The sequence below is a fragment of the Pseudomonas syringae genome (assembly GCF_001698815.1).
In the GTDB taxonomy this organism is placed as follows: Bacteria; Pseudomonadota; Gammaproteobacteria; order Pseudomonadales; family Pseudomonadaceae; genus Aquipseudomonas; species Aquipseudomonas syringae_A.
This window is the reverse complement of record NZ_LGSI01000070.1, coordinates 22,083-47,675: the sequence shown is the minus strand read 5'-3', so window position 1 is coordinate 47,675 and position 25,593 is coordinate 22,083. Positions and strand designations below refer to the sequence as shown.

General features: G+C 58.0%; 26 protein-coding genes and 2 pseudogenes. 4 read left to right on the top strand and 24 right to left on the bottom strand.

The window, feature by feature from the left end; translation table 11 throughout:
• Both AFK24_RS26360 and AFK24_RS26355 read left to right on the top strand, forming a co-directional pair.
• Window positions 1-566, top strand: a 566-nt coding sequence (locus AFK24_RS26360) for a transposase (protein ID WP_170826402.1), incomplete at its 5' end; no start/stop codon positions are given.
• A 252-nt stretch (window positions 567-818) separates the two neighbouring features.
• Window positions 819-1,439: a tyrosine-type recombinase/integrase gene (locus AFK24_RS26355; RefSeq protein ID WP_065836047.1), complete on the top strand. Its 621-nt coding sequence runs from the start codon at window positions 819-821 to the stop codon at window positions 1,437-1,439.
• A gap of 232 nt (window positions 1,440-1,671) precedes the next feature.
• Here AFK24_RS26355 and gspD read toward each other — a convergent pair whose 3' ends face one another.
• Genes gspD through gspE form a run of 11 tightly spaced genes read right to left on the bottom strand, consistent with a single transcriptional unit; the run spans window position 1,672 to window position 11,605 of the window.
• Complete coding sequence (gspD, locus tag AFK24_RS26350; protein WP_065836046.1) at window positions 1,672-3,915, bottom strand: type II secretion system secretin GspD; 2,244 nt, start codon at window positions 3,913-3,915, stop codon at window positions 1,672-1,674.
• Between the two features lie 3 nt (window positions 3,916-3,918).
• Window positions 3,919-4,476 (bottom strand): hypothetical protein, encoded by a 558-nt coding sequence (locus tag AFK24_RS26345; RefSeq protein WP_065836045.1) that lies wholly within the window; start codon window positions 4,474-4,476, stop codon window positions 3,919-3,921.
• Window positions 4,473-5,126 (bottom strand): type II secretion system protein GspM, encoded by a 654-nt coding sequence (gene gspM, locus AFK24_RS26340; RefSeq protein ID WP_065836044.1) that lies wholly within the window; start codon window positions 5,124-5,126, stop codon window positions 4,473-4,475. The genes AFK24_RS26345 and gspM overlap by 4 nt, the downstream gene beginning before the upstream one ends.
• Window positions 5,101-6,144, bottom strand: a complete 1,044-nt coding sequence (locus AFK24_RS26335) for a PilN domain-containing protein (RefSeq protein WP_065836043.1) — start codon at window positions 6,142-6,144, stop codon at window positions 5,101-5,103. The genes gspM and AFK24_RS26335 overlap by 26 nt, the downstream gene beginning before the upstream one ends.
• An 11-nt stretch (window positions 6,145-6,155) precedes the next feature.
• Window positions 6,156-6,878, bottom strand: a complete 723-nt coding sequence (locus AFK24_RS26330) for a type II secretion system protein GspK (RefSeq protein WP_065836042.1) — start codon at window positions 6,876-6,878, stop codon at window positions 6,156-6,158.
• The gene (locus tag AFK24_RS26325) at window positions 6,875-7,495 is read right to left on the bottom strand and encodes a prepilin-type N-terminal cleavage/methylation domain-containing protein (protein ID WP_065836041.1); all 621 of its coding nucleotides are present in this window, start codon (window positions 7,493-7,495) and stop codon (window positions 6,875-6,877) included. Before AFK24_RS26325 ends, AFK24_RS26330 begins: the two co-directional genes overlap by 4 nt.
• Window positions 7,492-7,866, bottom strand: a complete 375-nt coding sequence (locus AFK24_RS26320) for a type II secretion system protein (RefSeq protein ID WP_065836040.1) — start codon at window positions 7,864-7,866, stop codon at window positions 7,492-7,494. The genes AFK24_RS26325 and AFK24_RS26320 overlap by 4 nt, the downstream gene beginning before the upstream one ends.
• Window positions 7,863-8,300, bottom strand: a complete 438-nt coding sequence (locus AFK24_RS26315) for a GspH/FimT family protein (RefSeq protein ID WP_080482329.1) — start codon at window positions 8,298-8,300, stop codon at window positions 7,863-7,865. The genes AFK24_RS26320 and AFK24_RS26315 overlap by 4 nt, the downstream gene beginning before the upstream one ends.
• Entirely contained in the window at window positions 8,297-8,707 is a 411-nt protein-coding gene (gspG, locus tag AFK24_RS26310; RefSeq protein WP_065836039.1) for a type II secretion system major pseudopilin GspG, read from the bottom strand. Before gspG ends, AFK24_RS26315 begins: the two co-directional genes overlap by 4 nt.
• 11 nt (window positions 8,708-8,718) lie before the next feature.
• The gene (gspF, locus tag AFK24_RS26305) at window positions 8,719-9,924 is read right to left on the bottom strand and encodes a type II secretion system inner membrane protein GspF (protein WP_065836038.1); all 1,206 of its coding nucleotides are present in this window, start codon (window positions 9,922-9,924) and stop codon (window positions 8,719-8,721) included.
• A gap of 25 nt (window positions 9,925-9,949) precedes the next feature.
• Window positions 9,950-11,605, bottom strand: a complete 1,656-nt coding sequence (gene gspE, locus AFK24_RS26300; protein WP_139110582.1) for a type II secretion system ATPase GspE — start codon at window positions 11,603-11,605, stop codon at window positions 9,950-9,952.
• A gap of 701 nt (window positions 11,606-12,306) precedes the next feature.
• Here gspE and AFK24_RS26295 point away from each other — a divergent pair.
• The gene (locus AFK24_RS26295; protein ID WP_240500462.1) at window positions 12,307-15,060 is read left to right on the top strand and encodes a beta-glucosidase; all 2,754 of its coding nucleotides are present in this window, start codon (window positions 12,307-12,309) and stop codon (window positions 15,058-15,060) included.
• A 240-nt stretch (window positions 15,061-15,300) separates the two neighbouring features.
• On the opposite strand, the gene AFK24_RS30290 is transcribed toward AFK24_RS26295, so the two are convergent.
• The 4 genes and pseudogenes from AFK24_RS30290 to AFK24_RS26275 all read right to left on the bottom strand — a co-directional run.
• Window positions 15,301-15,486, bottom strand: a complete 186-nt coding sequence (locus AFK24_RS30290) for a hypothetical protein (RefSeq protein ID WP_080482327.1) — start codon at window positions 15,484-15,486, stop codon at window positions 15,301-15,303.
• A 152-nt stretch (window positions 15,487-15,638) separates the two neighbouring features.
• A complete protein-coding gene (locus AFK24_RS32155; RefSeq protein ID WP_430962183.1) occupies window positions 15,639-15,809 on the bottom strand; it encodes a TOBE domain-containing protein in 171 nt (56 codons plus the stop codon).
• 23 nt (window positions 15,810-15,832) lie between these two features.
• Window positions 15,833-16,363, bottom strand: coding sequence for an ABC transporter ATP-binding protein (locus AFK24_RS26280; RefSeq protein ID WP_065836034.1), 531 nt, complete (start codon window positions 16,361-16,363; stop codon window positions 15,833-15,835).
• 273 nt (window positions 16,364-16,636) lie between these two features.
• Window positions 16,637-16,906 (bottom strand): annotated as a pseudogene (locus AFK24_RS26275) (transposase); the annotation flags it as partial.
• Between the two features lie 126 nt (window positions 16,907-17,032).
• On the opposite strand from AFK24_RS26275, the gene AFK24_RS31280 reads away from it, so the two are divergent.
• Window positions 17,033-17,197 carry a hypothetical protein gene (locus tag AFK24_RS31280; protein ID WP_170826400.1) on the top strand — a complete coding sequence of 55 codons (165 nt, stop codon included), beginning with the start codon at window positions 17,033-17,035 and terminating at the stop codon, window positions 17,195-17,197.
• A 414-nt stretch (window positions 17,198-17,611) separates the two neighbouring features.
• Here AFK24_RS31280 and AFK24_RS26270 read toward each other — a convergent pair whose 3' ends face one another.
• From AFK24_RS26270 to AFK24_RS26230, 9 genes and pseudogenes are all read right to left on the bottom strand, one after another.
• The gene (locus AFK24_RS26270; RefSeq protein ID WP_080482325.1) at window positions 17,612-18,793 is read right to left on the bottom strand and encodes an MFS transporter; all 1,182 of its coding nucleotides are present in this window, start codon (window positions 18,791-18,793) and stop codon (window positions 17,612-17,614) included.
• Window positions 18,794-18,915: 122 nt separating this feature from the next.
• A pseudogene (locus AFK24_RS30285) lies at window positions 18,916-19,062 on the bottom strand (ABC transporter permease); the annotation flags it as partial.
• 128 nt (window positions 19,063-19,190) lie between these two features.
• Window positions 19,191-19,424, bottom strand: coding sequence for a hypothetical protein (locus tag AFK24_RS26260; RefSeq protein WP_065836032.1), 234 nt, complete (start codon window positions 19,422-19,424; stop codon window positions 19,191-19,193).
• Complete coding sequence (locus AFK24_RS26255) at window positions 19,424-20,374, bottom strand: LysR family transcriptional regulator (RefSeq protein WP_065836031.1); 951 nt, start codon at window positions 20,372-20,374, stop codon at window positions 19,424-19,426. The genes AFK24_RS26260 and AFK24_RS26255 overlap by 1 nt, the downstream gene beginning before the upstream one ends.
• A 25-nt stretch (window positions 20,375-20,399) precedes the next feature.
• The gene (locus AFK24_RS26250; protein WP_065836030.1) at window positions 20,400-22,418 is read right to left on the bottom strand and encodes an FUSC family protein; all 2,019 of its coding nucleotides are present in this window, start codon (window positions 22,416-22,418) and stop codon (window positions 20,400-20,402) included.
• Window positions 22,419-22,482: 64 nt separating this feature from the next.
• Window positions 22,483-23,406 (bottom strand): efflux RND transporter periplasmic adaptor subunit, encoded by a 924-nt coding sequence (locus AFK24_RS26245; protein WP_205884883.1) that lies wholly within the window; start codon window positions 23,404-23,406, stop codon window positions 22,483-22,485.
• Window positions 23,407-23,416: 10 nt separating this feature from the next.
• The gene (locus tag AFK24_RS26240) at window positions 23,417-23,617 is read right to left on the bottom strand and encodes a hypothetical protein (RefSeq protein ID WP_048730272.1); all 201 of its coding nucleotides are present in this window, start codon (window positions 23,615-23,617) and stop codon (window positions 23,417-23,419) included.
• Window positions 23,618-23,980: 363 nt separating this feature from the next.
• Window positions 23,981-24,772: an IclR family transcriptional regulator gene (locus AFK24_RS26235; protein WP_065836029.1), complete on the bottom strand. Its 792-nt coding sequence runs from the start codon at window positions 24,770-24,772 to the stop codon at window positions 23,981-23,983.
• Window positions 24,773-24,849: 77 nt separating this feature from the next.
• Window positions 24,850-25,506, bottom strand: coding sequence for a TetR family transcriptional regulator (locus AFK24_RS26230; RefSeq protein WP_080482324.1), 657 nt, complete (start codon window positions 25,504-25,506; stop codon window positions 24,850-24,852).
• Window positions 25,507-25,593: the final 87 nt, after the last annotated feature.

The following is a 25,593-nucleotide window of genomic DNA, read 5'->3' as shown; positions in this document are numbered from 1 at the left end:
ATACCGCTTATGGAACCGCACCGATGCTGGCCTGGATGGTGGACCAAAAAAACATTGAGCCTCATGTGCCGGTTTGGGACAAAACCGAACGCAAGAACGACAGCCTCTCGAGCAGCGATTTTCAATGGAATGAAGAAACGCAGGAGTATCGCGGTCCCACCGGACACGCCCTGCGTAGCGAGTGGCGGGCCTTCAAGAACCAGCGCTCACATGTCACGAAAGCTGGCACCATCATCTTTCGATCCCGACAAACCGACTGCGCTACATGCTCGATGAAAGCGCGCTGCTGCCCGAACACTTCGTTCCGAAAAATCGCCCGTAGTGTCCATGAAACGGCGCGAGATGTGGCCCGGCGGATCGCCACGACACCGCAATACGTGTGCTCTCGCCATGAGCGCAAGAAAGTAGAAATGTTGTTCGCTCACCTCAAGCGAATCCTGAAACTGGATCGATTGCGGCTACGAGGCATGACCGGTGCAAACGACGAATTTACCTTGGCGGCAGCGGTACAGAATCTAAGGAAATTAGCGAAACTGACCTCTCAAGGGCCACCGACCACGGGATAGGTACGCCCGGAATCAGCAAAAACCTTCAAATTAACCACTGACCAAGCTACAAAGATCAACGCAGAACCGAAAAACCACGCAACGTGGTGAACAGGTTCTGAAGTGACGGCCAACCTTGATGCCTTCCAGTCTGAAATTTCGACTTTTTCAACAGGATCGGTCGAAAACGGCCAGTTGCGAAGAGCAGCTACGAGCCGACTGCTGCCCGTCTTAGTAACGGTCATTCTAAGCCTCTCAAAATGGAGGCTTGCTATGAACGCATTAACCACCTCAGCGCACCAGCCTTGGAATAAAGGCAAGCTGGTCGGTCAAAAATCCCCCCTCCGCCTGCGTGACATTTGGGGCATCAGGATCAGACTTGAGCTGGCCCGAAACGTGAGAGATCTAGCGCTTTTCGATTTAGCAATCGACAGCAAGCTCCGTGCCTGCGATCTGACGAAACTACGTGTTCGGGATGTGGCCCACGGGAATCACGTTGCAGCGAGGGCAATGGTCATGCAGCAAAAGACACAACGGCCCGTACAGTTCAAGATCACCGCGCAGACGCGACTTGCCGTTGAGGAATGGGTAAAACAGGCTCGACTCAGGAGTGAGGACTTCTTGTTTCCGAGTCGGCTAAGGACCTCGGAACACCTTTCCACGCGCCAATACTCACGCATTGTGAAAGCCTGGGTAACTTCCATCGGCCTCGACCCAGTGCCGTATGGCACCCATACGATGCGTCGGACCAAGGCTTCACTGATCTATCGCAGAACGAAAAACATCAGAGCAGTACAGATACTTCTAGGCCACACGAAATTGGAAAGCACCGTTAGATATCTTGGCATCGAAGTGGACGACGCGCTTGAGATGGCCGAACAAACTGAAGTGTGAGCAGGGATCAGCGACGGGGCGGTCACCCGTCGCTTTCGGCCAGAAGCAGTCACCTTGTCAGGTGCGCAAACCATTGAACGGGCTGGGAGTGCTGACGGCTGCTACCGCGTCGCAGGCGTATTTGGTGAAAGCACGCAGTTACTTCTAAAGCTGCCAGCAGGAGCTAATCCACCTACTTTGAGTGACTAATGTTCTTTTACTTAAAGCGAGCACTGGTCCAAGCCAGGACGGTTCACCTAGGCGGCTGAATTAACTTGAACTGCCGCTGATATTCATCCGTGACTTCCCTTGCTTCGCTGTTGCTGGTCACGACCCGAGGCGTGATCAATACGATGAGTTCAGTGCGACCCTTGCTGCGGCTGGTTGAACCGAAAAGCCAGCCCAAACCGGGTATCGAGCCCAGATAGGGCACCTTGCTGACGCCCTGAGTATCGTCCTGCTGGATCAAGCCGCCCAGTAGAACCGTCTGGCCACTCTGCACTGCAACTTGTGTCGCGATGGAGCGCGTGGAAATTCGTGGGTTTTGCTCGGGAGCGGTGGTAGCACCGGCATCACTTACCTGCTGCTTGATATCCATATAGACAAGGCCGCCCGGATTGATACGCGGCACTACATCCAGAATCACCCCGGTTTGTATGTACTCGACACTGCTCAGGGTAGTGTCCGTATTGATGGTGTTGACGGTGGTCTGGCTGATAGGGATGTTATCGCCGACCTGGATCTGGGCTTGCTGGTTGTTCATCACCACCAGAGAGGGTGCCGACAGGACCTGGGTCTTACCCGTTGCCTCCAGGGCCCGGATGGCTACCTGCAAATTGTTGCCGACGAAGGAGTAGAAAAAGGTATCGGCGGCCCCCAACCCTGCCCCGCCAAAACCAAGAGCGCCCTGGCTGCCGCTGATATTACCAATGCCGGGAGTGGTGGAGTTGCCAGCCAGTCGCCCCAGGTACCACTGCACCCCCAGATCCAGTTCGCCGGTCAGTGACACTTCGAGGATGCGCGTCTCGATCTGGACCTGCATGGGCGGGTTATCCAGGCGCCGGATTGCGCTCTCGATTTCGGCCCACTGGCTGGGCCGGGTGCGTATCAATAACTGGTTGCTGCTTTTCTGCGCCGTGATACGGGTGCTTTCGTCCAGGCCCTTGCGGCCTTCGCTGGTCGGTTCCTCTTGCGCTTCACTGCCGACGTCATTTTCCGCTTCAGCCGATGCGGGGCTCTGTGCGGAAGAGTCCTGCATCCCCATGCCGTTTTGAATGCCAGCGCCGCTTTGGCCAAGCCCGGAATTGCGCCCCACACCGCCCAGCCCGCCGCCGCTGCGCCCGCTGCCAATCGGCGAAGACAAGGTGGTGGTGGTCAGTCCTGGCGCCACCTCGGCGGCGGCCTCTTCCTTGATCGCGCCACTGCCGTAGATCTGGCGCAGGTAGCGGCTCAGGTCGGTCGCTTTCATGTTGCGCACGTCATACACGTACAATTGCGGTTCGTTGCCGCCACCGTTGTCGATCATGCGGATCCAGTCGCCCACCTCTTGCAGGTATTGAGGCTGCGAGGAAATGGCAACGACTGAGTTTGTCCGCTCGATGGGCATGAAACGCAGCATGCCCGCCAGCGGCGTCCCGCTGTCGGGGCCAAAGACCTTTTGCAGCTCGGGCAGCAGTTCGGACACAGTTGCACGCTGCAAGCCGAAAACCCCGATGGACATGCCACGCAGCCAGTCGACATCGAAGGTCTCGATGCTGGCCTGGTAATTGGCAAGTTCATCGCTGGTGCCTGCCATCCCCAATACGTTGCGCGCAGGGTCCACCAGCAAAAAGGCGTTATCACGGGCGAACGGCTTGAGCAGCTTCTGCATTTCAGGGGCGGAGATGTAGCGCAGCGGAAACAGCCTCACCGACAGGCCCGCTGCAGGTTGACGCAACCCTATGGAAGGCACCAATTGACCGGCAACCGCCTGACTGGCGGGCAATATGAGGTAACGGTCACCCTGGCGGATCATGGCGTTGTTGGTCCACGACAGCAGCGATTCGAGGATGGCCATGGACTCAGTCTTGCTGACGGGGCTGGAGGTGGAAAACGACACTTCGCCGCTGACCCCTTGGGCGATGCTGTAATTCTCCTGCAGCAAGTCGCCCATGATGGTGTTGATCACTGCGACGATGGACTGATTGTTGAAGTTGAACATTACCCCGGTGCTGCCATCCCCCTGATTTTTCCCCACCGGCACGGGGCGGCCTACGCGGTTGCTCGGCCCCTGGATGAATCGCTGGTTGCCCTGAATGATCTGCCGTTGCCCAGTGCTGGAAACGGGCGCGCTTAGCACGGCGGCGGGCGGAGTTCTTACGCTCTCAGGGACTTGCTGGTTGCCGGTGCCACGCAACGCCTCCCGCGTCAGGTCGTCGTCCTCATTCAATGGATGTGGTGCACACCCGCACAAGACAGTGAGCACCACCAGCATCACGGTCGAGGTCCAGGGCGACATGGTTCAGTGACCTCCCGTAACGGGCCCGCGACGGGACTGAGCGTCCGGCGCATTGGTCGGCGCCGGGCCGGGCCGTTTCACCTCAGGCAAGCGCGGGGTCGGCAACTGCAGGCGCTGGGTGTTGCCGTCCAGTTCAAACTGCACCGATTGGGCGTCAATGCGCTGCACGCGCCAGCCGCTGGGCAGTTGTCCGCCCTCGCGCAAGGACAGATCGCGGCCGTCGGCCTGCTTGAACAAGGCGTGACGCACGCTACCGTCAATGATTACCCCGGTCAGCTTCAACCCGCCGAGATCCGTCGCGGTTTTCACGGCGCGCACGGGCTTGTCCGGTTCCCGCGTGGGGCTGAACAACGGCGTTTTCCAGGTATCGACGAGCTGCTCCAGTGGCACAGACGTCGGCAGTAACGGCACCGGCGCTGCGGTCAGCTGGGCATCAGTTTGTGGAATCGCCAACCATTCAGGATCGCTGCCCACCCCGGTCGATAACCAGCCAAGGCCAATCGTAAGCATCAATGCCAGAGCCGCCAACACCTGAATCAAGGGCTGTCTCCAGGCACTCATCGCGACGGTTCCTGCGATTCGGGCTGGCCTACTGCAGACTCCTCCACTGCAGGCGTCGAGGTGCCGGAAGCCAGAAAACCACTGACCAGCATGTGCACACTCAAGCGTCCTGGACCGCCATTGGGGGGTGCATTGTTGGCGCGACGGACTCTCAACTCATCGACGAACAACAATGGCTGGCTCGACTCCAGTTGGTGCAACAGGGTTTCCAGCGGCTCGGTGGCGCATTCCAGATCCAGGCTCAGGCGAACCTGGCGAAACGGCTCCTGGCTCTGACCCTGGGGCAAGATCGGCATGCGCTGCGTCAGCTGGCAGCCCGCGCCTCGCGCTTCGTTGTCCTTGACCATTTGCGCGACCTTTTGCATCAGTTCGGCCGCCACCACGCTGGAGTCGTCGCCCTCCAGTAACGCGTTGTGCAACGAGTCTTCGCCCGGCGATTTCTCCATGGCCTGCTGCAGGCGCCGGCCCTGGGCGAGCAGCCGCTGATAGTGCTGACGTTGTTCACGCAGGGTGTCCATTTGTGCGTCCATCTCCTGCAACGGTGCGATGAAGAAAGGCTGGATGACTAGAAAATGGAAGCCCGCCAGCATGACGACAACCAGTAGCCAGGCACCGACTCGCCGCTCACGAGGAGTCAGCGGGCGGCCCATCACCAGACTCCCCACGGGTTTTTGCGCGGATGTAGAACCGATCACGGCCACTGGCTTCGTCAGGTTGAATCACCCCTTGATATTGCGGGTCGGACAGCTGGCTGCAGCCCTTGATCAAGGCGATCAGCGAGCTGGCCCGGGTGCTCAAGCCGGCCACGTCGACTTGACCGTCCGCGCTGATTTCCAGGGTTTGCAGCCAGGTGTCGGGCGGCAGGCAGCGAGTCAGTTCGCTGAGCAACAGCGCGCGGGACGGCTGATTCAAGCGTCGTTCGAAGAGAAACTGCACGGCGCTGCGCGAGGCGCCTAACGCGTTGCGCAGGGCAGCGTCTTCGTTGGCCTGTTGCCGCAGTGTCTGCACCTCGGTCTTCATGACGGCCAATGCAATCTGGCGGTTGTGTAGCCACACCCCGTGCAAGGCAATGGCCAGTGCGACACAGGCCACACCCAACCCCATCGCCAGATGTCGACCGCGATGCTGAACAGCAGCGTCATAGCCGGTGGGTAACAGGTCCAGGCCCATCGGCTGGCCGGCATCATCGAGTACCTCCACCGCCTCCAACACCAGCCCGTTGGCCGTGCAGTGGTGCAGGCATTGATCAAGGAAATCACGCTGAACCAGCGCCAACGTCACCCATACCTGAGCGTCACGAATGCCATCGCGGCGAATCGCGTAATACACCTGACTGGCGTCAAAGGGGGTGAAGCGATCCAGCTCGAACGCCATGACGCTGCGCACGTCCCGGGCGGCGGCCAATGGTAGGGGTACGCGGTGCAACAGCACGAAATCGCCGGGCAGATCGAGCACGACATGAGTGCTGGCCGGCTCGTCATCCATCGTAGTGAGCACCGGCCAAGAGTAATGACGCGGGGCGCCGCCGAGGCGCAGGGAGCGTTGCAGCCACGACGGCAAACTGCTGAATAACTCAAGACGCCAAGACTGGAGAAACAGCTGGGTGCGGCTGCCGTTCCATTGGGCCTTGAGACGCGCGTGCCAGAGCCAGAAAAGTTCAGAACCCATAAGCTGCGGCCTCATTCATTGTAGCGCACGACCCGGAAAGGTCGGGTGCCACTGTCCATGGGTAACAGTAGTACGGTGCTGTCGACCACGGCGGTTATCCCATCGGGTAAATAAGCCTGACTGCGTATTCCCACAATCGGCCCGGCGTCCACGCCCAGCGGCTGGATGTCCGGCAAATGCAGCGCACGCCGCAGGACACCCGTGGCAAAGGCCGGATCCGGCGAGGCCATCCCGCTCCAGACCGTGACCTGGTCAAGCAGGCTTTGGTACAGCGACGCGCTCATCCCGGTCAGGTCGCGCAGTTCTTCGAGGGCGCGCAGCGGCGGCTGGCCAACCGCCCGACGCTGATCGAGGGCGGCTGCCACCGTGCGCGCCTGTGTCGGCGAAGCGCCCAAGGCCGTCAGCAGACGCGACACATCGGTTGCCGAAGCGGCATTCAGGTCCAGTTTGCCGCGCTCGCTGCGCACGCTGACCTGCAAGCTGGCGTCGTCAAAGCGTAGGGTTTGCGTGCGGCCATCGGTGATCCAGCGCCGGTTCGCTGCCGGGTCGCTCAAGGCCCTGACTGCCAGGTTCATGCCTGCCTCGGCTGCGAGACTGGCTCTGGTGTGCTCGCGCTGCCAAAACCCAAGGGCGACCTGCTGGCGAACTTCTACCACCAAAGCGCCGAGCAGCACCGTCAACAGCGCCAGCGCCCACAACACCAGCAGTAATGCCATGCCGCGCTGACGATTCATGGCGCCACCTGCAAATCGCTGAGTTCCAGGCGCAGGGCTACCACCTGCGGAAACCAGGCCACGGGGCCGTCGCTGTTCAGGTTGATGCGAATTGCTTCGGGGAGCCTTGCAGGCCACGGCCAGGTCTGCAACCAGCCGGTTCGGACGCCCCGGGTGTCACGGCCTCGATAACTGAAGCGAACATCGCGCACGCCATGCAGCAAAACCTGCGGCTGGCCCCACGCCCCGCCGCCCGCACTTTGCAAGTGTTCGAAGCGCACTTGCAACGCGTTGCCTTTGCCGCTGCCCACCACCTCGAAGGTGTGCAACTGGATGCCGCCGCCCAGCACGCTGTCCAGCCCGGCGGCGAACCGCAAACGTTGAGGCTGGCCCTCGAAAATAACTGCCCGGTCGTCCCCGGCGGCTTGAATCTCCAGCGGCAAGGCGCCCTGCAGCGCCTTGTGCAGAAAGTTCTGCGTGGCTCGCAACTCGTCCAGGCGCTGGCTGTAGCGTTCGCCCTTGAGCAGCGCACGATTGGCCCCCAGCAACGCACCGGCCACCAGCGCAGTCAGCACCCCCAGCAGGACCAGCGCCAGCAACATTTCCAGCAGAGTGAAACCTCGGGACAGGCGCCTCACGGATTGGCACTCAGGGCCGGCGCCGATTGCACTGCCAGAGTGCTCAAGCGCAACTCCCGACCGCCCTGAGCCACCGTCAGTTGCAGCCGCAGCAACGGCAGTGCCGACGCAGGCCCTGGCTCGCGTGTGACCTGTAGGAGCCATTGAACGCCATGCTCGGTCCCGGACCGCTCTCCCACTTGCAGCGGCTGGTCACGCTGATCGTCGATCAGGGTCCGGGCCGCAAGGCTCAGGCGGTCGCTGGACCGCACCTGTTCCAGCGTGTGTGCTGCCTGCCCGAACGCTATCAGCAGCACCGTGCTCCCCAGCGCCAGCACCACCAGCGCGGCGATCATTTCCAAGAGTCCGAAGCCTGCGGATGCGCGCTTCATTGCACGGCCTGCCAGCGTACGTTACCGTTGAGCCAACCCACGTCGATCCGCCAGCGCTGCCCTGCCCGCTCTACCAGCAAGTGGCCGCCGCTTGAACTGCCATCAGGGAAAAACGCCACGGCCGGGCCCAGTTGTTCGGCAGAGGTCAACTGCACGGCCAGATTATCCGGCCATTGCCTGGGTACTTGGCCAGGCACCTGAAAGCTGCGTTTGGCCAGATCAAAGCGCAATTGCAGGGGGGCAGCGCTCAGCACCGCCTGGGTTCGGGTCTGGCGCAGTGCCGCGACCATTTCACGTACCGCCTGTCGATCACGGCTGGCGTCCAGCCCCCGGCCCATGCCCACGCCGAGCACCCCGAGTGCCACGGCCATCAAGACTATCACTATCAACAGCTCAAGTAGGGTGAAGCCGGCCACCGACACGCGAGCGTTCACTCCCAGTTCCCCAGATCAGCGCTGTAGCCCTCGCCCCCGGGCTGGCCGTCCTGACCGTAGAAAATCAGATCGAAACTGCCGTGCTGGCCGGGGAAGCGGTAGCCGAACCCATGACCGAATGGGTCCTTGAGGTCTGAAGGTTTGGCGTAGGGCCCCGCCCAACTGTTCGAACCGGCCGGCTTGTTGACCAGTTGCGCGAGGTCCTTGGGCGGCGAACCCATGTCCAATCCGTAGCTTTCGATCTTCATGCCCAGGCTGGCCAGCTGCGCTTTGCCAGCGCCGTATTTGCCCTTGTCGACGTTGCCGCCTACTTGGCGCACCACGATGGTTGCAACGATGCCCAACAGCACGATGACCGCCAGCATCTCCAGCAACGTGAAACCGCGTGTACGCCTGAGCGACAGCATCTTCAAGGCCCTCAAATGTTACTGGTGAGGCTCATCAACGGCAACATGATGGCCAGCATGATGAAGGCCACCATCACTGCCATGACGATGGTCAGTGTGGGCACCAGCGCAGCCAGCAGGCGCGCGATGCTGTGGCGGGCTTCGCCATCGAACACCTGCGCCACCTTGAGCAACATGGTGTCGAGCTGGCCTGCTTCTTCGCCCACCTGAATCATCTGCAGCGCCAGTTCCGGCAGAAGGTTGTCCCGGCTCAAGGCAAGGGCCAGCGATCCACCGCCCTTAACCTGTTCGCTCGCCAGCTCGACCTGAGCGCGCACCGCCCGGTTGCTGACCACTGCAGCAGCAATCTTCAGCGCACCAAGCAGGGCCACGCCGTTTTGCAGCAGCGTGCCCAGGGTCCGCGCCAGCCGCGCCGCTTCCAGGCGCTGCAACAAAGTGCCGGTGACCGGCCAACTCAACAGACGGCGATCCCAACGCAACCGTCGTGCTGGATCGCATAGCGCACGCCGGGTGATCATCGCGCCCATCACGATCAGTGCAACCAATAGCAGCCAGAACCGATTGAAGAACTGCCCCATGGCGAGGATGAGTTCGGTGACGAATGGAATCGGCACGCCCAGGTCCTGAAAAATCGGCACGAACTGCGGCACCACGTACGCCAGCAATAGCACCAGCGAGCCGAGCACGCCCACCACCAGGAAAGTCGGATAGATCAAGGCGTTGGTGACTTCGCTGCGAAGCGCCTCACTGCGCTCCAGATACTCAGCGAGCTGACGCAGGCTGTCTTCCAGTGCACCGCCCGCTTCCCCGGCGTGTACCAGGCTCAGGTACAGCGGCGTGAACTGATGGGGCTCCTTTGCCAACGCCGCCGATAAAGGCTGCCCGGCCTTGACCCGTTCGCGTACCCGGTCGAGCAGCGCACGGGCCGGAGTCTGCCGGGCACCGGGCTGTTTGATGAGAATGCCCAGCGCGCGATCCAGCGGCAGGCCGGCATTGAGCAGAATCGCCAGTTGCTGGGTGAACGCCATTAGCGCTCGTGGGGGCAAGCTGCGACTGGGTCGCCAGTGAACCCATTGGCCCTTCGCCGGTTCGATGTGCAGAACCAGCGCACCCTGGCGTTGAAGCTGCAGGGCCAGATCCTGACGGTCGCCTGCATCCATCTGGCCCTGACGCGCGGTGCCATCGGCGTCCACGATACGGTAGCGAAACATAGCCATTGCAGGCCCCAATCTTTTTATTCGCCTATTCGCTGCGTGTGACGCGCAGCACCTCTTCCAGCGTAGTGACGCCCGCCAGCGCCTGGCGCAGACCATCTTCATACAGAGTACGCAAACCGCCGCGCCGTGCCGCCTGTTCAAGGGTCCCGGCATCGGCATGATTCATCAGCAGGCTGCGCAGCTCATCGTTCATCACCAATAGTTCGGTGAGCGCGCAACGTCCGTGATACCCACCGCCAGGCGCGTCGGACCGAGGTCGGTACAGCAGGATCGGGCGGCGCTCGGTTAACTGCTCCAGACCGTATGCCACCACTAATGCCTGCGACACTTCGAACGCCTCGCTATACCGTGGGTCCAGTCGGCGCACCAGGCGCTGCGCCAGAACGCCGATCACCGTCGAGGCGATCATGTAGCTCTCCACGCCCATGTCCAGCAGCCGGGTGATGCTCGCCGCCGCGCTGTTGGTGTGCAGGGTTGACAGCACCAGATGTCCGGTCAATGAAGACTGAATCGCGATGCGACAGGTTTCCAGATCGCGCATTTCGCCGATCATGATCACGTCCGGATCCTGACGGACGATGGAGCGCAAGGTCATGGCGAAATCCAGGCCGATGGCCGGCTTGACCTGAATCTGATTGATACCCTGGATCTGGTACTCCACCGGGTCTTCGACGGTGATGATCTTGCGCTCGCAGGTGTTGAGCCGTGTCAGAGCGGTGTAAAGCGTGGTGGTTTTACCCGAGCCAGTGGGGCCGGTAACCAGGAGGATGCCGTGAGGGCGTTCCAGTAATGCCAGCAGACCTGAAAGTTGAAAGTCATCGAAGCCCAAGCTCTGAAGATCGAAATTAACTGTCTCTCGATCCAGCAGCCGCATGACCACCGACTCACCGAAGCTGGTGGGCACCGTCGAGACTCGCAGATCGAGTTCCTTGCCTTGCATGCGCAGCATGATCCGCCCGTCCTGAGGCAGTCTTCGTTCGGCGATGTCCAGACGGGCCATGATCTTGATGCGGGAGATCACCGCCGGCGCAGAGCTGGGGGGTGGCGCTTCGCTGTCCACCAGTATCCCGTCGATCCGGTAACGGACCTTGAACTGGTTGTCAAAGGGTTCGATATGGATATCCGAGGCGCGTTGTTCAACGGCACGCTGCAGGATCAGGTTGACCATGCGGATGACGGGCGCCTCGCTAGCGAGGTCCCTGAGGTGTTCGATATCTTCTGCCTGGGCGGCATTTTCGCTGTCAATGTCTTCGACCAGACTGCTCATGGCCGTGCGCCCATGCCCGTAATAGCGCTCGATCAGATTGTCGACTTCGCTGCGTGTCCCTGCCCGCATCTGCACAGGTTTACGGCATGCAAACGCCACGGCTCGAGCAGGATACGGATCGCCCGGATCGCAGGCCAATAGTTGCAATTGCCCTGCCTCCCAGCCTACGGGGACGACATGCTGGTAACGCAGAAATCGCTCGCTGATCATTGGCAACGGGTCCAGGGAAATCGGCGCGTCAGTGGCGCTCATGAACGGTATGTCGAGCACTGCTGCCCAAGCCTGAGCCATCTCAAGTTCAGAGACGATCCCCAATCGGGTCAGGAGGCTAGGCAACCTGCTGTGCTCGGCACCGTTCGGTGATAGGCGTAATGCCCGGTCGACGTCCGCGGCTTTGAGCCCGGCATTGAGCATGAGCCAGTTGCATAAGGCATCCAGGACGCTCGCGTCATGGCCGGGTAGCTGCACCCGTCTGGCTGGTTGGGCGTCCTCCCTTAGTAGCGTCGCCATGTTTGTTGCCCGCCGCCTTGTTATCGTGAGTCTGGGTCATGACCTTAGAATCTGGAGCACCTGAGGTGTTGGTCGAATCGGCCCCATTGGCAATAGTTGAAACAGCAAAGAGCGCACAGAGAACTGCACACATCTGCATCGAGCGTCTCATATAATAAGTCTCCAACTTAGTTAGCTAAGCAATTACTTTGAAGCGTCTTGTTTGCGTCATTCAAGCACAGAGAACCTTAGACGCCAGTTGTTCTCTTCGCAACCTGAAATCAGATTTACCTGTAAATATCTTAACGCTGAAATAAAGGAAAGCCTTATAAGAATTTATAATAACCAACTCACCCGCGACGTTTGACTTCGCTCAATGTTTGGGCGTCCTATGCAACAGTCATTGTTCGGGTGCATGTCCGTCATAACACAATGACACCGGATATACGAGGCGGGATAAGCGGATCCAATCAGTAGCATCCAGCGCGGACCAGACATATATGGCCGCGGGCCTTCATCAGGGCATCAAAGATTGAAGTCTGTATCACCCGATTAACAGTTTGCCCTCGTTGTCGTTATTTTTACGCCCGACTCTCCCGGGAGGGTCGACGGCGGGAGTAATTAAAATGAGAAAAACAAACTCGCCTAAACTTGCAACAGCCTTTACCCTTCTTGCAATCAGCATCGCGCAAATGTACAGCGGCCCGCTCTCGGCTCGAACGCTTCAACAGGCCAATACTCTAGCGCAACAGACACTCAGCCAAATGACACTGGAGGAAAAGCTCAGTTACATCAGTGGCACCGGAGGCTGGGATATCAAGCCTTTACCTCGATTCAACCTGCCGCAGATATTCGGCGCCGATGGCGGACTGGGTGTGCGATATACCAATCAGGGCAATGATCAGGGCGTGGTGTACCCCAGCGGCCCCAACCTGGCGGCGACTTTCAATCTGCGTCGGGCGGTGGATTTCGGTCGGGCGCTTGGCTATGACACCGCCACCGGCGGGTATCACTACATCACCGGCCCTGGCATGAACATGTACCGGATGCCTTACGGCGGGCGTAACTTTGAATATCTCACCGGCGAAGATCCGTTTCTGGGAGCAAGTATGGCGCCAGCGGTGATCAACGGTATTCAATCCCGTGGAGTTTGGGCCGACGCCAAACACTACGCAGCCAATGATCAGGAAACCAACCGTTTTGTCCTCAATCAGAGTGTGCCTGAACGTGCACTGCGGGAAATGACACTTCCCCCCTTCGAGTCCGCGTCCAAGAACGGCAAAGTCGCACTGATGATGTGCTCGTTCCAAAAAGTGAATGGCGACTATGCCTGCGAAAGCAGCCACCTTTTGCGCGACATATTAAAACAGGGCTGGGGCTATGCAGGTTTCGTGCAATCGGACTACGCCGCTATTCTCGATGGCTTGAAAGCAGCCCAGGCAGGTGCCGATGTTGACATGCTGTTTGGTACACAAATGAACAGTGCCGTCCTGACACCGTACATCGACAGCGGCGTATTAAGTGTGGCCACCATTGATGACAAAGTCTTGCGCATACTCAGGCAGATCTACTTGTTCAATTTTGATACTTATGTGCCATCAACCGTCCACGACATGGACAACCCTGCCAGCAACCAGGCGGCTTTAAACGTGGCGCGGGAAGGGATCGTATTGCTGAAAAACAAAGATAACTTTTTGCCACTGGATCGCAATGTGGTGAAAAAGATTGCGGTGGTCGGTGTGCTGGGTAAATACGCACCGCCCATTGGCTTCGGCAGCGCGTATGTGTCGGCGCGCAACTACATCAGTGAAGTGAGTGGCATGCGCCAAGTCGCTTCGAACGCGCAGGTCACTTTCCTCGACAGCCTGTCTCTGGATCCGCAAGCGGCGGTATGGACCCACCTGGACAGTGACGGCACCACCTCCGTACCAGGAATGACCGCCGAGTACTTCACCAACCCCGACTGGTCCGGCACCCCGGCGGCCACCAGAACCGAAACCTACGTCGATCTCAACTGGGACAGCGACGAAGATCTGCCCACCGACGGCAACGACCGCAACACCTCGATCCGCTGGAGCGGCAGGATCACGCCGACGATCAGCGGCGAGCATGTGTTCAAGGTACGGGCGGACGGCTTGATCCGGCTGCGGATCAACGGCCAGCAGATCCTCGATAACGGCGACGGTGAACCGCTGCCCAATAACCCGATTCCACCCACTATTCCGGCTTACGCCAAGTACACGCTGGAAGCCGGCCAGACCTACGACGTGGTGCTAGAGTATTCGCGCAGGCCTGCTTATGTCGCGAGCTTGGGCGGTTACACCGGGGTCCGCTTCAGCTGGGCTTCACTGGTGGCGCCGGCCGATATCGCGTCCTACGACGCGGTGGTGGTGGCGGCGGGCAACAGCAACGAGTACGAAGGCGAAGGCTGGGACCACATGTTCGAGCTGCCGGAATACCAGGGCCAAATGATCCAGAGCATCGCCGCGCAGAACCCGAAAACCATCGTGGCGCTGCATGGCGGGACGGGGCTCAAGGTCAGTGACTGGGTCGACCAGGTCTCGGGCCTTCTGTATGCGTTCTATCCTGGCCAGAACGGCGGGCAGGCATTGGCTGAGATCATTTTCGGCCGCGTCAATCCTTCCGCCAAACTGCCGATCAGCCTGGAGCGAGATATTCAGGACAACCCTCTGTTCTCCTACTTCCCGCAGTTCGACAACGAAGGCGTCATCACTCAGACCAGCTACGCCAATGACTTGCTATCGGGCTATCGCGGGTACGAGAAAAAAGGCACCACGCCACTTTACCCCTTCGGCTACGGCCTGTCGTACACCCAGTTCCGCTATTCCGGCATCCGCATCACTCCGGCGGTGGCGCTGGGCAATACACCGGTCCAGGTCTCGTTCGACATCACCAACACCGGGCAACGGGCTGGCGCCGAAGTCGCTCAGCTGTACGTTGGCCAACGCAACCCGCGCCTGGAACGGCCGATCAAGGAGCTCAAGGGCTACCAGAAAGTGTTTCTGCAGCCTGGCGAACGGCAGCGGGTGACGATCGAACTTAACGGTCGCTCGCTGGCGTACTACAACCCTGCCACCAGTAACTGGGTGATCGATGGCGACACCTTCGACATCGGCGTTGGTGCGGCGTCCAACGACATCCGTTTGAGGACACGCCTGCTCAGCCCTTACCGCCAGTCGCTGTCAGTCGCCAATAGCAATCCGCTGCCGCCTACGGTAGTGACCGCGACCAAGGTCACCGCCCGCCAGCTGGCCATGAACGGCAATGATGATCAGGCCAGTGGCGACGGACTGGATACACCGGCCCCGGCGCCGGTTACGCCGACGGGCAATGGCAATTCAGGAGGTAGCACCCAATAACTCAAAAAAACAAAGGGTAGCCGGGCCCGTTGAAGGCCCGCCTACTCTGTTTGAACTTTCCAAGGTCGCGCAAGCGCAGCGCGCATGGTTTCAGCCTTGACCGAGTGGGCTGAGCCAACGCCAATCGTCATATCCCAAACCCGATTCCTAGTCTTAGAGCAATCCAATAACCCCGTACAGCACTGACATCAGTGCTGAGTCGGGGATGGATAGAATCTTGCTCGACGGACTAGCGGCGACTCAAGGACACCAGGTAGCGTCGAAGTGCACGGAGCGGTCATCGAACTGGGTCAAAAATGCTTGGGTGTCCATAGGGACAACGGCTTTGGTACTGTCTTCACCGGCAAAAGCAATGATGGTTTCCATTGAATTCCACAGAGTGATCTCCACGAATTCAACTTCACCGCCCTCCAGCGTGCAGCGCATGAAATACGATCCCTTGTACTCTTCTATTCTATGAAGCTAGGGTAATTTTTTCTGTGTAAGAAGTTGCTCATAGGCGTCAGCAGTTTCAGCCTTAGCCCAACCTCGCCATACGCGCCCAATCATAATTTAGCTTCCATGGTTAACGAGCTTAATTAATCCGCGAGGACGCGAACCTTGTCACTGGGTATAAACACATCGATCATGTCCCCGACTCCGTAAAGCTGATCCGCCGGCGCCAGACAACGGATGCTTTGCCCGTTGACATCGACGATGTAGCGGACACGAGCGCCTAGGAATATGCGTGTCAGGACAGTGCCCGCCAACGAGCCCGCCCCGGTAAATGGCCTCAATTGGATATCCTCCTTACTGTGGAGCGCTCGGACGAATCGAGTTGGTCAGCCAGGCTCAGAAACTGCTCAGATCCGAGATAGGCCCTGATCCGTAACGCCTGAGGCTCAAGTCGGGCATCCAGTAGATTGGTCGACCCCATGAACGCCGCACTAAAGCGCGTTGCAGGCCGTGAGTAGAGCTCAGCCGGTTTCCCCGCCGGCTCGATTCTGCCGCTGTTGAGCAGGATGACCCGGTCCGAAAGGCTGAGGGCTTCTTCCTGGTCATGCGTGACGAATACCGTAGCGCGGTGGAGTTGAATCAGCTCCTCCTGCATGCTTTCGCGTAGGCGAGCGTCTAGATTGGATAAGGGCTCGTCCAGCAACAGAGCTTGCGGGGCAGAACCCACGGCACGTGCAATGGCCACCCGCTGCTGCTGACCGCCGGAAAGCTCCTTGGGTCTACGCTGGGCCAAGTGAGACAGCTGCACGAGTTCCAGCACCGAATGGGCACGTTCCAGTTGTTCCGCAGCTGAGACCAGCTTGCGCATGCGCAGCGGAAACAATCTATGTTCACCCCACTATTTGCAATACTGATTAACCGATGAAGTGGTTGGCTTGCTTAAATCTATCCGGCGTCTATTAAGACCATATGTCTTGCGCCATGATGAGCGTCGCGGTTGACGATCCTGTTAATGGACACGGCTTCTTGAGCCGATTTGTTTCCCAGGCTCCTCGTCAGGCCGGTGAGCCGTTTACGTCATCTGTTGTTCAGCTATCGCAAAACCTGAAGGATGAATCGTGGTACCGCAACAACTGCAGGGTCAGACGTTCAAGGCGTCTGGCCTTGCTTCGTATTGGGTATGGTGTAAGGCAATGGCCCACTCTATACGGGCTAATTTGTTCGCCAGTGCGCAGGCCACGACATTGGAATGACGTCGCATCAGTAACGAGCGCACCCAGTCTGCCAGTGGGCCTTTCTGATGCTCCAGCCTCTGCATGTATGCCCTGGAACACTGGACTAGAAGTTGTCTGAGGTGCTTGTCGCCGCGCTTGCTGATCCCCAGTAAATTCGACCGGCCTCCGGTACTGTATGCCTGCACTTGCACGTGTGGGAGTCGTCAGCCCCTGACGTTGAACTCTCCAGTCATGGCTACCGTCTAGCGCATAGGTGAGCACAGAAACTATGCCTTAAATCCCTGACGTTAAAGGAGATAGCCATGACAGGCCGCACACGTTTGAATTACTTAAACGACACCCTTCTCGACCCTATCGCTAAAACTGTTGATTGCGACGTACTCATCACGCTCATTACGCCGGGTGCCTTGCAGGTGCAGGTGCTTTTTCGCCAGTGCCAGATGATCTACACAAGACTCATTCCTTGACCATTACTCTTTCTTCAGGAGAGCGCTTGAATGGCACTGTGGCTCACCGTAGCCAGATTTCGGAGAACCTTAAATGAACAAATCGCATGCTGTGACAGCTACCGTTCAAATCCTGATGTTTGAACGCAACGAATGGGTTCCCAACAACCCGCGCCTGCCGGAGGTAATAGGCATTTTTAACCACACACAGCATAGGATGGAGATATCCCAAGTGTGCGTTGGTTGACGTTAACGCTTACGCAGAGCGCCAAAGCGTAATGTCTGCCGGCAAGGTAATAAACCCGTGAGCAACATTTCAACCTATGGCTCCCCCCATGCATCCACGGCGCCGGGGCTGACTCAGTGGAAGCGCCGGCATACCCGATGCTCTTGAGCACCACTGCCAGCAGAATCGGAAGCAGATAAAGCACTGAGTCATTCGGCCGCGAGATCCTCAGTGGTAACTGGCTCCGTGCTCAAGCACATCCTGGTGCCCCATGCACAAATGACGAAGCCGGCGGCTAAGAACCCTACGTACTGAAGGCCGATGTGATCGATCAACAGGCCTCCAGCCGAAGTACCAAGCATGATCCCAAGGTTGATCGCGCTGACGTTTACGGAGCCGATGAACTGAGCATTAGCCCCTGCCCTTCGCAGCACGTCAACGCCTGTCAACAGGCTGGCACCTGCATGACAACAGCCGATGGCGGCCACTACCAAAGGTACCAACCATACTGATTCGCCCAAGAGCGAGATCGCGGCGAGGCTGACGGCCAGCACTAACAACAGCGTCTTGAACATGCCATCCAGTTGATCAGGAACCCGCTTGGACAGGAGCAAGTTGCCAACAATGTCTGAAACGCCGTACAGGGCTAACGTGAGCGTGACCGGCGTACCTGCCAGCCCCGTATACCTCGCGAGGAATGTTGCGAGGTAACTGAAGACCGCCATGATCCCTGCAAACATAAATAGGTAGCTCAGCAGAGCCAAGGCAATATCTCTCGTCCAGACGCTTCGGAGCCGCTGAGCTAGGCTGCGATGATTCACAGGTGTGTGAGTTTGAGGCGGGTGTATCCATCGAATAACGGCAAGCAACGCCAACGCACTCAACGCGGCAATCATCCCCATAGCAATTTCCCAATCCCACGTGTCGCTAACTAGCTTGCCGAACGGTACGCCCACTACTGAAGCAATTGAAATGCCGATAAGCACACGAGATACGGCAAGGCTCTTATGCGCCGTTGAGGACATCGCTGAGGCGGCCAGCGCGGCATTAGTCCAGAAAATCGCCACGCCTATGCCGCCCAGCGCTCGGCCCAACATCAGCAACGAGAAATTATCAGTGAGCGCGCTGATGGTGTTCCCACAAAAGAGTGCCACGCACCCGCTCATCAGCAGGGTGCGCAGGCTAACCTTGTGCGTAAAAGCCGCGATGACCGGAGCACCAATTCCCATCCCCAAGGCAAATGCAGTAACGAGCCAGCCTGCTTGACCCACGGAGATTTGCAGACCCGAAGCGATCTCAGGCAGCAGGCCCGCCGCTATGAACTCGGAGGACAGCATCACGAATGCTGTGAATGTCAGGATGTATACTTTTGGGTTGAGCGAGTCAGCCATAAAACCTTATTTCCGTTGATATATGTCCCGCCGACCATTCGGCTTGAAGTTCGATGGTTTCATTTCCAAGGGTGAACGTGTAGCGCGCAAATTCGTCCCGTCATGCTTTCATCCGGCGTTGGTAGCATTGTCGCAGCCGCCGCAATGGTCGGGTTCAGGTTCTCTTTGATGCCGGCAAACATCTGCATTGGCAGCGTCCGTTGCGAAGGACTGGCCAGGAATAGTGTCACTACTACTTCGTCAAATGAGGTTGCGAAGGCGAACAAGGCCCGGAGCCTCGCCTTATGACCAACCTCCGGCATCAACCTCATCTAAAATAATCCACCGATGCGCTTTTAGCGTCGTTACCTCACAAAGCAGCCTTCGCTGACGCGCCCTTGCTCGAGTGTCTACGCAGTTAAAGCACCCACAACAGCGCGATCAATAATAGTCCGATGCCCATTGCCGGGATGATATAGGGCTGAATAACCGCCAACATGGGTTGCTCGCCGCCTTGACGCGCGACAGCCACTTCGTGAGCTGTTACTACCTGCGCCGAATTGCCAAAGCTGCGCAAAACATAGGTCGCGATATCGGCAATTCGCTGATCATTCAGGGAGCCAACGTAGGACAACTCATCGAAGCGTGGCATCAGCGCGTGGCAGTCCGCCTAACCTGAACGCTTTGTAGACACTCTTCTTCATGCGCACGCTTGGCAAACAGCTCGCCGACCCAGTCGGTGAAAGCTCGAACAGTTATCGATGAGCGGTTACCAATTGGGTAGACAGCCGAAACCGGGACACTGGGTTCACTTAACTGGTCCAGCACCGAAACCAGACGTCCGGCGCGCAAATGCTCCTGCACTAAGTAACTGGCGACTCGAATCAATCCGAGGCTTTTAAGGCCGCAGGTCACGTACGCCAAAGTCTCGTTAACAGAAATCGTGTTATTCATGCGGATGTTGACTGACTCGCCATTGGAGATGAAAACCCAGTCGATATTCTTGCCTGACTGCGGATGGAAATAACCGACGGCTTGATGGGCCGCGAGGTCAGTCAATTGTCGGGGCGTACCGTATTTTTGCAGATACTCGGGGGTGGCGCAGGTTATCCACTCAAATGAAGCAACGCGTCGCGCGATCAAGATCTGGGAGTCCTGCGGGACGCCGGTACGGATGGCACAATCGATATTGTCATGAATGAGATCGACTACCCGATCATCCAGGCCGATCGTCAGTTGGATCTGCGGATAAAGCTCGATGAACTGGTTAATCGCCGGCAAGATCAACTGGCTGGCCAGCGCATGGGAAATATCAACCCGCAGCTTTCCTCGGTGAGTCTGAGTAGTGCCTGGCAGGGTTTTCTCCGCCAGCTCCACATCGACCAAAATCCGCTTGCAGTGGTCATAGTAGTGGAGACCGTCGGGCGTCAGGCTCAGTTGACGAGTGGTGCGATTGAGGAGCGCCACCCCAAGATGAGTTTCCAATTGCTGGACCTGGCGCGATATTGTCGGCGTCGCCACACCCATCACCAGCGACGCTTTGCCGAAGCCGGCTTGTTCTACTACATGGGCGAACGCTTGCATGGCCTGAAACCGATCCATATCCACTACCTCACTGATTGCAGCGTTAAACGTGCGGAGTAAACACACGGCGGGTGAGTCGATCCATGGACAGCAAGTAACCCGAGAGTTGCGCGCGATCTGGATCATCAATCAGATCTGACGATGCGCGAGCAGTACTGTCGATCTCGGTTACCAGCGAATGCTCATTCAGGCTGGTGTCGTTTCGGTAATTGGCCAGCAGTTCGGCGCGCCATTGCGGTAGCGCTCTGGTGCCAGACGGGAAGAGGTTGGTCGCCTCGACAAATGCACTGACATGCCGGACCTGACTCATCAGAAAGATTACCCGCCCAGCCTGCTCGATCAACTGGTGCTTCTTCTCAGGGGCTTCATAAATCGAGATATAGACCATCTTGTCGATAACCAGCCCGACCCGATCGGCCAGGGCTATCGACGAAGTTCGTTCTACCGAATTGTCGGAGAGGAAGCGATCAAGGTCACGTTCAAACACTTCACTGACCCGAACCGGGTTTTTCAGGACCCGTTTTCTGGGCAGGAAAATGCAGAGCAGTGCCAAAAGGATGGTGCCCAGGCCCATGCTCAGCGAGCGCTCGATTGCAAAACCAATATCAACCGATGGCACGTTTTCTGGCAGCAGGAACACCATGAAAGAGATATTGAAGCCCAGGCTGTACGTAAAACTGGTCAGGCTGGATAAGCCCATGAAGCCAAAGAACAGCACCACCCCACTGGTCAGCAGAAGCAGTTCGACGGCGCTTGGCGCTTGAGCCAACACACTCATGACCAACATCCCCACGGGAATGGCGACAAAGAAGCCGATGGCGATGTTCTTGAGGATTAACTCTGGGTGGGGAGCCTTGCCCAGCACGATGCTGAACACGATCGGAACGACACACATCAAAAAACCGTAGGTCCAATCGGTCGCGTACCAGAACACGAACCCGAGCAGAAACAGCACTGCCGATCGCGCCCCGGTAATCAGGCAGTTCGACAACTGCCGGTGACGACGAACACTGACCCCTTTGACGCTGACTTTCTCAGCCTTCATCAAGCTCGCATAAAGCCGGGCAAAGCCGCTGAGGTGTTGGGCCAGATCAGCGATCTTGCCCAACAACATGCTCAGTGCCCCATCTTCATGGGCGACCTGTTCGCTGCGCTCGCGGGCGTCCGCCATAAAACTTTGCAGCCGATACAGATCGCCCCCCACCGGTATCGCCTGGTGGGCCAGGACGTCAACCAGGTGCTCCAGTTCATTGAGCTCAACGGCTAACCGCTGCCGATAAACCGGCTCGAGTTGCTGCAATGCATACGAGTCGGTGGTGACCTCGATCGCCAGCTTGTTCATTTCCCTGGCAACCTGCGCTCCCCGTCTGCCCCAAGCCCCCTCGAACTCGCAATGGTCAGCCAGGTCCGCGTGTTCGATGATGCCGCTGAATACCGCCGAGAGTCGTACCCGGAACTGCTCAGGGTCCGATCCGAACTGCGTATTGAGGGCAAACACCGATTTGAACAAGCGCCCTGAAGACAGGCGCAGCAAGTCCGAGCTGAACATCGGCCAGATGCAGGCGCTGACAAAAGATGCCCAGACAATCCCGACGATAATAGTGCCGATTCGATCAACGAAAATTTCGTAAATCTCTTCGCTGGTGGGCCCCAGCGTCACCGTCACCATGACCATGATGCAAACGGTCACCGCAAAGATCGCACACATAAAAGTACGGTTGGCATCGCGTGTATGGTAGGACAGCGCGGAGGCTATGAAGACAATAGTAGCGACCGACAACGCTGCCATGAGCGGGCTCTGGCCGAAAAAGTTCATCAATGCCACGCCAACACTCCCGCCCAGCACTGTGCTGAAACACTGGAACAGGCACTTCTTCAGTACTTGCGCATGGTCCGGCGCAAAAAACGAAATCATCCCGGTGATCATGGCCCAGACCGGGTGTTCAAAGTTCATCAACAAGGCAATGAACAACGCGCCCAGAACTGAAACAGAGATCTTGATACCGGTCTTGACGGCGACCTTATTACCTAACAGGAATGAATCCAGCGCTGTAGGAGCCATGAAATTTGCCTCGACTTTGCACGAATGTGCTGCACTTGCTATCTGGAGAAAATCGCGCCGGAGCCTAGAACAACGATTTTACGTTTTCGCTGAAAGCATGAAGAACCGATCGCTGGTCACGCTGATCACCAACTGGCACAACGACTTTCAGCGTGGCCGACATGCCAGAGCTCAAATTGACACCTTCAGGTACCTGATCGATTTTGATGTTGACGGGAATTCGCTGGGCCAGGCGCACCCAGGCGAAGGTCGCCTCGACACTTGGAAGCATCTGATTGCCCGGCGTGCTGTTACTGTTGGAGATACCGCTGTCGATCGATTCCACATGACCTTCGAGCTTCAAGGTCCCGGCCATCAGCCATATTTCGACCTTGTCGCCGATCTTGATACCGGGGATTTTGGTCTCTTCGAAATAGCCGGTAACGTAGTAACTGTCGTCTTTGACCAAGGCCAGGCGATTCACGCCACGATTAACGTAGTCGCCTTTTTCCAGTTCAAGGTTGATGATCTTGCCGGAGGCTGGCGAGGTATAAGTGGTTCGCGCCAAGTCAATCTTCGCGCTGTTCAGGACGGCGACTGATTGTTTGTAGCTGGCTTGCTTTTCCATCATGTCCAGGCGCGATGTATCGACCTCTTCACGACTCACGGCATCGGCACTCATTTGTGTCCGGCGTTTATAGACGTTGGTCGCCCGATCCCAGCTCACCTTGGCACTGTCCGATTGTGCCTGCGCCAGATCGACGGCGACTTGATAGCGTGCGTGATCCACAGTGAACAGGACATCGCCCGTTTTAACTTCACGGGAGTTCTGCGCATGCAACTCATCAATCCAACCCGATACATCGGGAGCGATATTAACGACATCGGCCCGGACCCTGCCGTCGCGCGTCCAGGGCGTGTACATGTAGCTATCCCAGATGTAAACCAGAACTACGACAATGGCGCCAATCAGCACCGCCGTCATGGCCATATTTGCGACTCTTTTCATTTTTCGTCTCTCAGAAAGTAATTCGTACCAGCCCCGCGAGGATCAACATGAACAGCAGCATGCCCAGCAAACTTTCATTGCGTTGCATTGAATAGGGAATGATCCGATCCACAATTCGGCTGGTCACAACAGTCACGGCGGCGGCAATCAGCACCATCATGAATATCGGGCTGACCAGCAATCCCTGAAAACTCACTTCGTGCAGCGGCATAACAGGCGATCCTCTGGTTAAAGGCTGAATACGCAAAACTCGATCATCCGACGCCCCCCTTTCCTAAAGAGGATGGGCCAAGGGCGGACAACAGGGGCTAATGAGCCAGCAAAGGGATGATCACGAGCAATCTCGTATTACGATACAGCATCCCGCCATACGAGACAACTCAGCATCTTTCTAATTTTTGCGTTCTGTCCGGTTCTCGCATGGATCAACAAAACGCAGGCACAGTAAATGCTGCGATCGGCCCAGTCAGGGCCGACGCATCAGGGGTTCAGGGGTTCAGATCAGGGGGAATGCCAACATCGGAAGAGCCGCAACAAGCAGTAAAACTGCTAGCGCCGCTCCGCCGAACAGAATTTAGCGACTTGCCACAGCGCCCTTGGACATGCGACCGATCTTCTTCTCAATCTCGCGCTTGCAGTCCATCAGCGCCGCTTTGTACGTATCACCATTACGCCCGGCCCGGATGCTTGGGGCGATGATGCTGATGGAGTAATTTCCGAGGTAAGTCTCCAGTGCCACGGCAAAGGTGCAGACGCCTTCGATGTGTTCCTGATCATCCACCGCGACGGCAGACTGACGAACGTCTTGCAGTTGGGCAATGAGCTGGGCACGGGTCAGTGTGTGCTCGGTCAACTCCTGAAGCTTCTTTGGAAGAATGGCTTGCAATGCATCGTCGGAAAACGCAGCCAGCATTATTTTTCCTGCTGCGGTGGCATAGGCGGGAGCCTCGATGCCCACCGAGAAGACAACCCGCAATTCGCGCTCGACAATGATGCAATCCACGACGTTGACCTTGGCGCCCGCCAGCGTCGCCAGGCACACCGACTCGCGAACCTGCGCCGACAAGGAGTTCAGAAATTCCCGGACACTGGAGATGATGTCGGCCTGAGTCTGGTGAATAAGCTGCCCGAATGCATGGCCCAGGCGAAAACCACCGGATGGGCCGATCGACTCGACCAGGTGCTCTTCCTCTAACGCAACGATGATGCGGTGCACCGTGGAGCGCGGCAATTTGACGATGTTGGCGATCGCCGAAAGACTCAGCCCACCAGAGTTGTTCCCAAGCGCACGCAAAATGGCGGCGGCTCGGGCGATGACCTGGATGCTGGGTTGCTTACTCTCGACCGGGTCGCTTGAATCAGACATTGGATCACTCCAGAAAAAAAAGCATTACATCCCTAACGGCGACAGCTCGCAAATTTATCGCTGCCGATTTCGGTCTGTCAGGCAAGGACGGCGCCGCCACTGACCAGTTTCTGCAACGTATGAACGAACGGCCCCGTCAATGTCTCGGTGGAATCGGGACTGTGTAATGACTCGATGACCAGCCCGGTTATGGACATCGCCATCAGCTGAGTCATCGCATTTAACTGGACCGTTGTGCGCTGCGTCGACATTCCGCCCAAAGCGGTCAAGAGCAATGTCAGTTGGGTCCGCAGGTTATGCTGCGCCACGCGCCAACGGAGCACCACCGGGCACTCCGGTGCGCCGATTTCGCCGTCCTTCAACAGGATGGTGCAGAAGTCTCGGTGATGTTGGACGTTGAGCGTGTCATTCAGTGCGCGAGCGAAATGCTCGAAACCTGGCGTCGGATCATCCGCGTTTACGAAGGACCCCTCCAGGGGCAATACCGAGGTGTTCATGATTGACAGCAGCAGATCCCCCTTTCCCTTGAAATGCCAATAAACCGCACCTCGACTAAGACCTGCACATTTAGCGATGTCATCAAGCGTCGAATAGGCGTAACCGTACTCGGCGAACATCCGTGCACCCGCCTCCATCAACCTGATACGCGTCTGTTCTGACTCTTCAACCGTTTTTCTGGCCATGACAATCGTTACCTGATCCTGTGGGCGGCTACCGCCACCGGTGGATGTCATTCAGCCCGCCACACACCTCGGCATCGCAAAAGCCGAGCATTGCACGTGGGCCGCATTATGGTACACTTTCTCGCATTACGGTACAGA

What these genes read in the sequence shown, in the direction of transcription:
- AFK24_RS26260 (WP_065836032.1), bottom strand. Translation starts at nt 19,424, where the DNA reads ATGCCACGCTTCGATGAGTTGTCCTACGTTGGCTCCCTGAATGATCAG.
- AFK24_RS31280 (WP_170826400.1), top strand. Translation starts at nt 17,033, where the DNA reads ATGACAGGCCGCACACGTTTGAATTACTTAAACGACACCCTTCTCGAC.
- gspD (WP_065836046.1), bottom strand. Translation starts at nt 3,915, where the DNA reads ATGTCGCCCTGGACCTCGACCGTGATGCTGGTGGTGCTCACTGTCTTG.
- AFK24_RS26320 (WP_065836040.1), bottom strand. Translation starts at nt 7,866, where the DNA reads ATGAAGCGCGCATCCGCAGGCTTCGGACTCTTGGAAATGATCGCCGCG.
- AFK24_RS30290 (WP_080482327.1), bottom strand. Translation starts at nt 15,486, where the DNA reads ATGCGCTGCACGCTGGAGGGCGGTGAAGTTGAATTCGTGGAGATCACT.
- gspM (WP_065836044.1), bottom strand. Translation starts at nt 5,126, where the DNA reads ATGGGCCGCCCGCTGACTCCTCGTGAGCGGCGAGTCGGTGCCTGGCTA.
- AFK24_RS26255 (WP_065836031.1), bottom strand. Translation starts at nt 20,374, where the DNA reads ATGGATCGGTTTCAGGCCATGCAAGCGTTCGCCCATGTAGTAGAACAA.
- AFK24_RS26240 (WP_048730272.1), bottom strand. Translation starts at nt 23,617, where the DNA reads ATGCCGCTGCACGAAGTGAGTTTTCAGGGATTGCTGGTCAGCCCGATA.
- AFK24_RS26250 (WP_065836030.1), bottom strand. Translation starts at nt 22,418, where the DNA reads ATGGCTCCTACAGCGCTGGATTCATTCCTGTTAGGTAATAAGGTCGCC.
- AFK24_RS26235 (WP_065836029.1), bottom strand. Translation starts at nt 24,772, where the DNA reads ATGTCTGATTCAAGCGACCCGGTCGAGAGTAAGCAACCCAGCATCCAG.
- AFK24_RS26355 (WP_065836047.1), top strand. Translation starts at nt 819, where the DNA reads ATGAACGCATTAACCACCTCAGCGCACCAGCCTTGGAATAAAGGCAAG.
- gspF (WP_065836038.1), bottom strand. Translation starts at nt 9,924, where the DNA reads ATGGCTATGTTTCGCTACCGTATCGTGGACGCCGATGGCACCGCGCGT.
- AFK24_RS26270 (WP_080482325.1), bottom strand. Translation starts at nt 18,793, where the DNA reads ATGGCTGACTCGCTCAACCCAAAAGTATACATCCTGACATTCACAGCA.
- AFK24_RS26345 (WP_065836045.1), bottom strand. Translation starts at nt 4,476, where the DNA reads ATGAGTGCCTGGAGACAGCCCTTGATTCAGGTGTTGGCGGCTCTGGCA.
- AFK24_RS26295 (WP_240500462.1), top strand. Translation starts at nt 12,307, where the DNA reads ATGAGAAAAACAAACTCGCCTAAACTTGCAACAGCCTTTACCCTTCTT.
- AFK24_RS26335 (WP_065836043.1), bottom strand. Translation starts at nt 6,144, where the DNA reads ATGGGTTCTGAACTTTTCTGGCTCTGGCACGCGCGTCTCAAGGCCCAA.
- gspE (WP_139110582.1), bottom strand. Translation starts at nt 11,605, where the DNA reads ATGCTCAATGCCGGGCTCAAAGCCGCGGACGTCGACCGGGCATTACGC.
- AFK24_RS26330 (WP_065836042.1), bottom strand. Translation starts at nt 6,878, where the DNA reads ATGAATCGTCAGCGCGGCATGGCATTACTGCTGGTGTTGTGGGCGCTG.
- gspG (WP_065836039.1), bottom strand. Translation starts at nt 8,707, where the DNA reads ATGCTGTCGCTCAGGCGTACACGCGGTTTCACGTTGCTGGAGATGCTG.
- AFK24_RS26245 (WP_205884883.1), bottom strand. Translation starts at nt 23,406, where the DNA reads ATGAAAAGAGTCGCAAATATGGCCATGACGGCGGTGCTGATTGGCGCC.
- AFK24_RS26230 (WP_080482324.1), bottom strand. Translation starts at nt 25,506, where the DNA reads ATGACATCCACCGGTGGCGGTAGCCGCCCACAGGATCAGGTAACGATT.
- AFK24_RS26280 (WP_065836034.1), bottom strand. Translation starts at nt 16,363, where the DNA reads ATGCGCAAGCTGGTCTCAGCTGCGGAACAACTGGAACGTGCCCATTCG.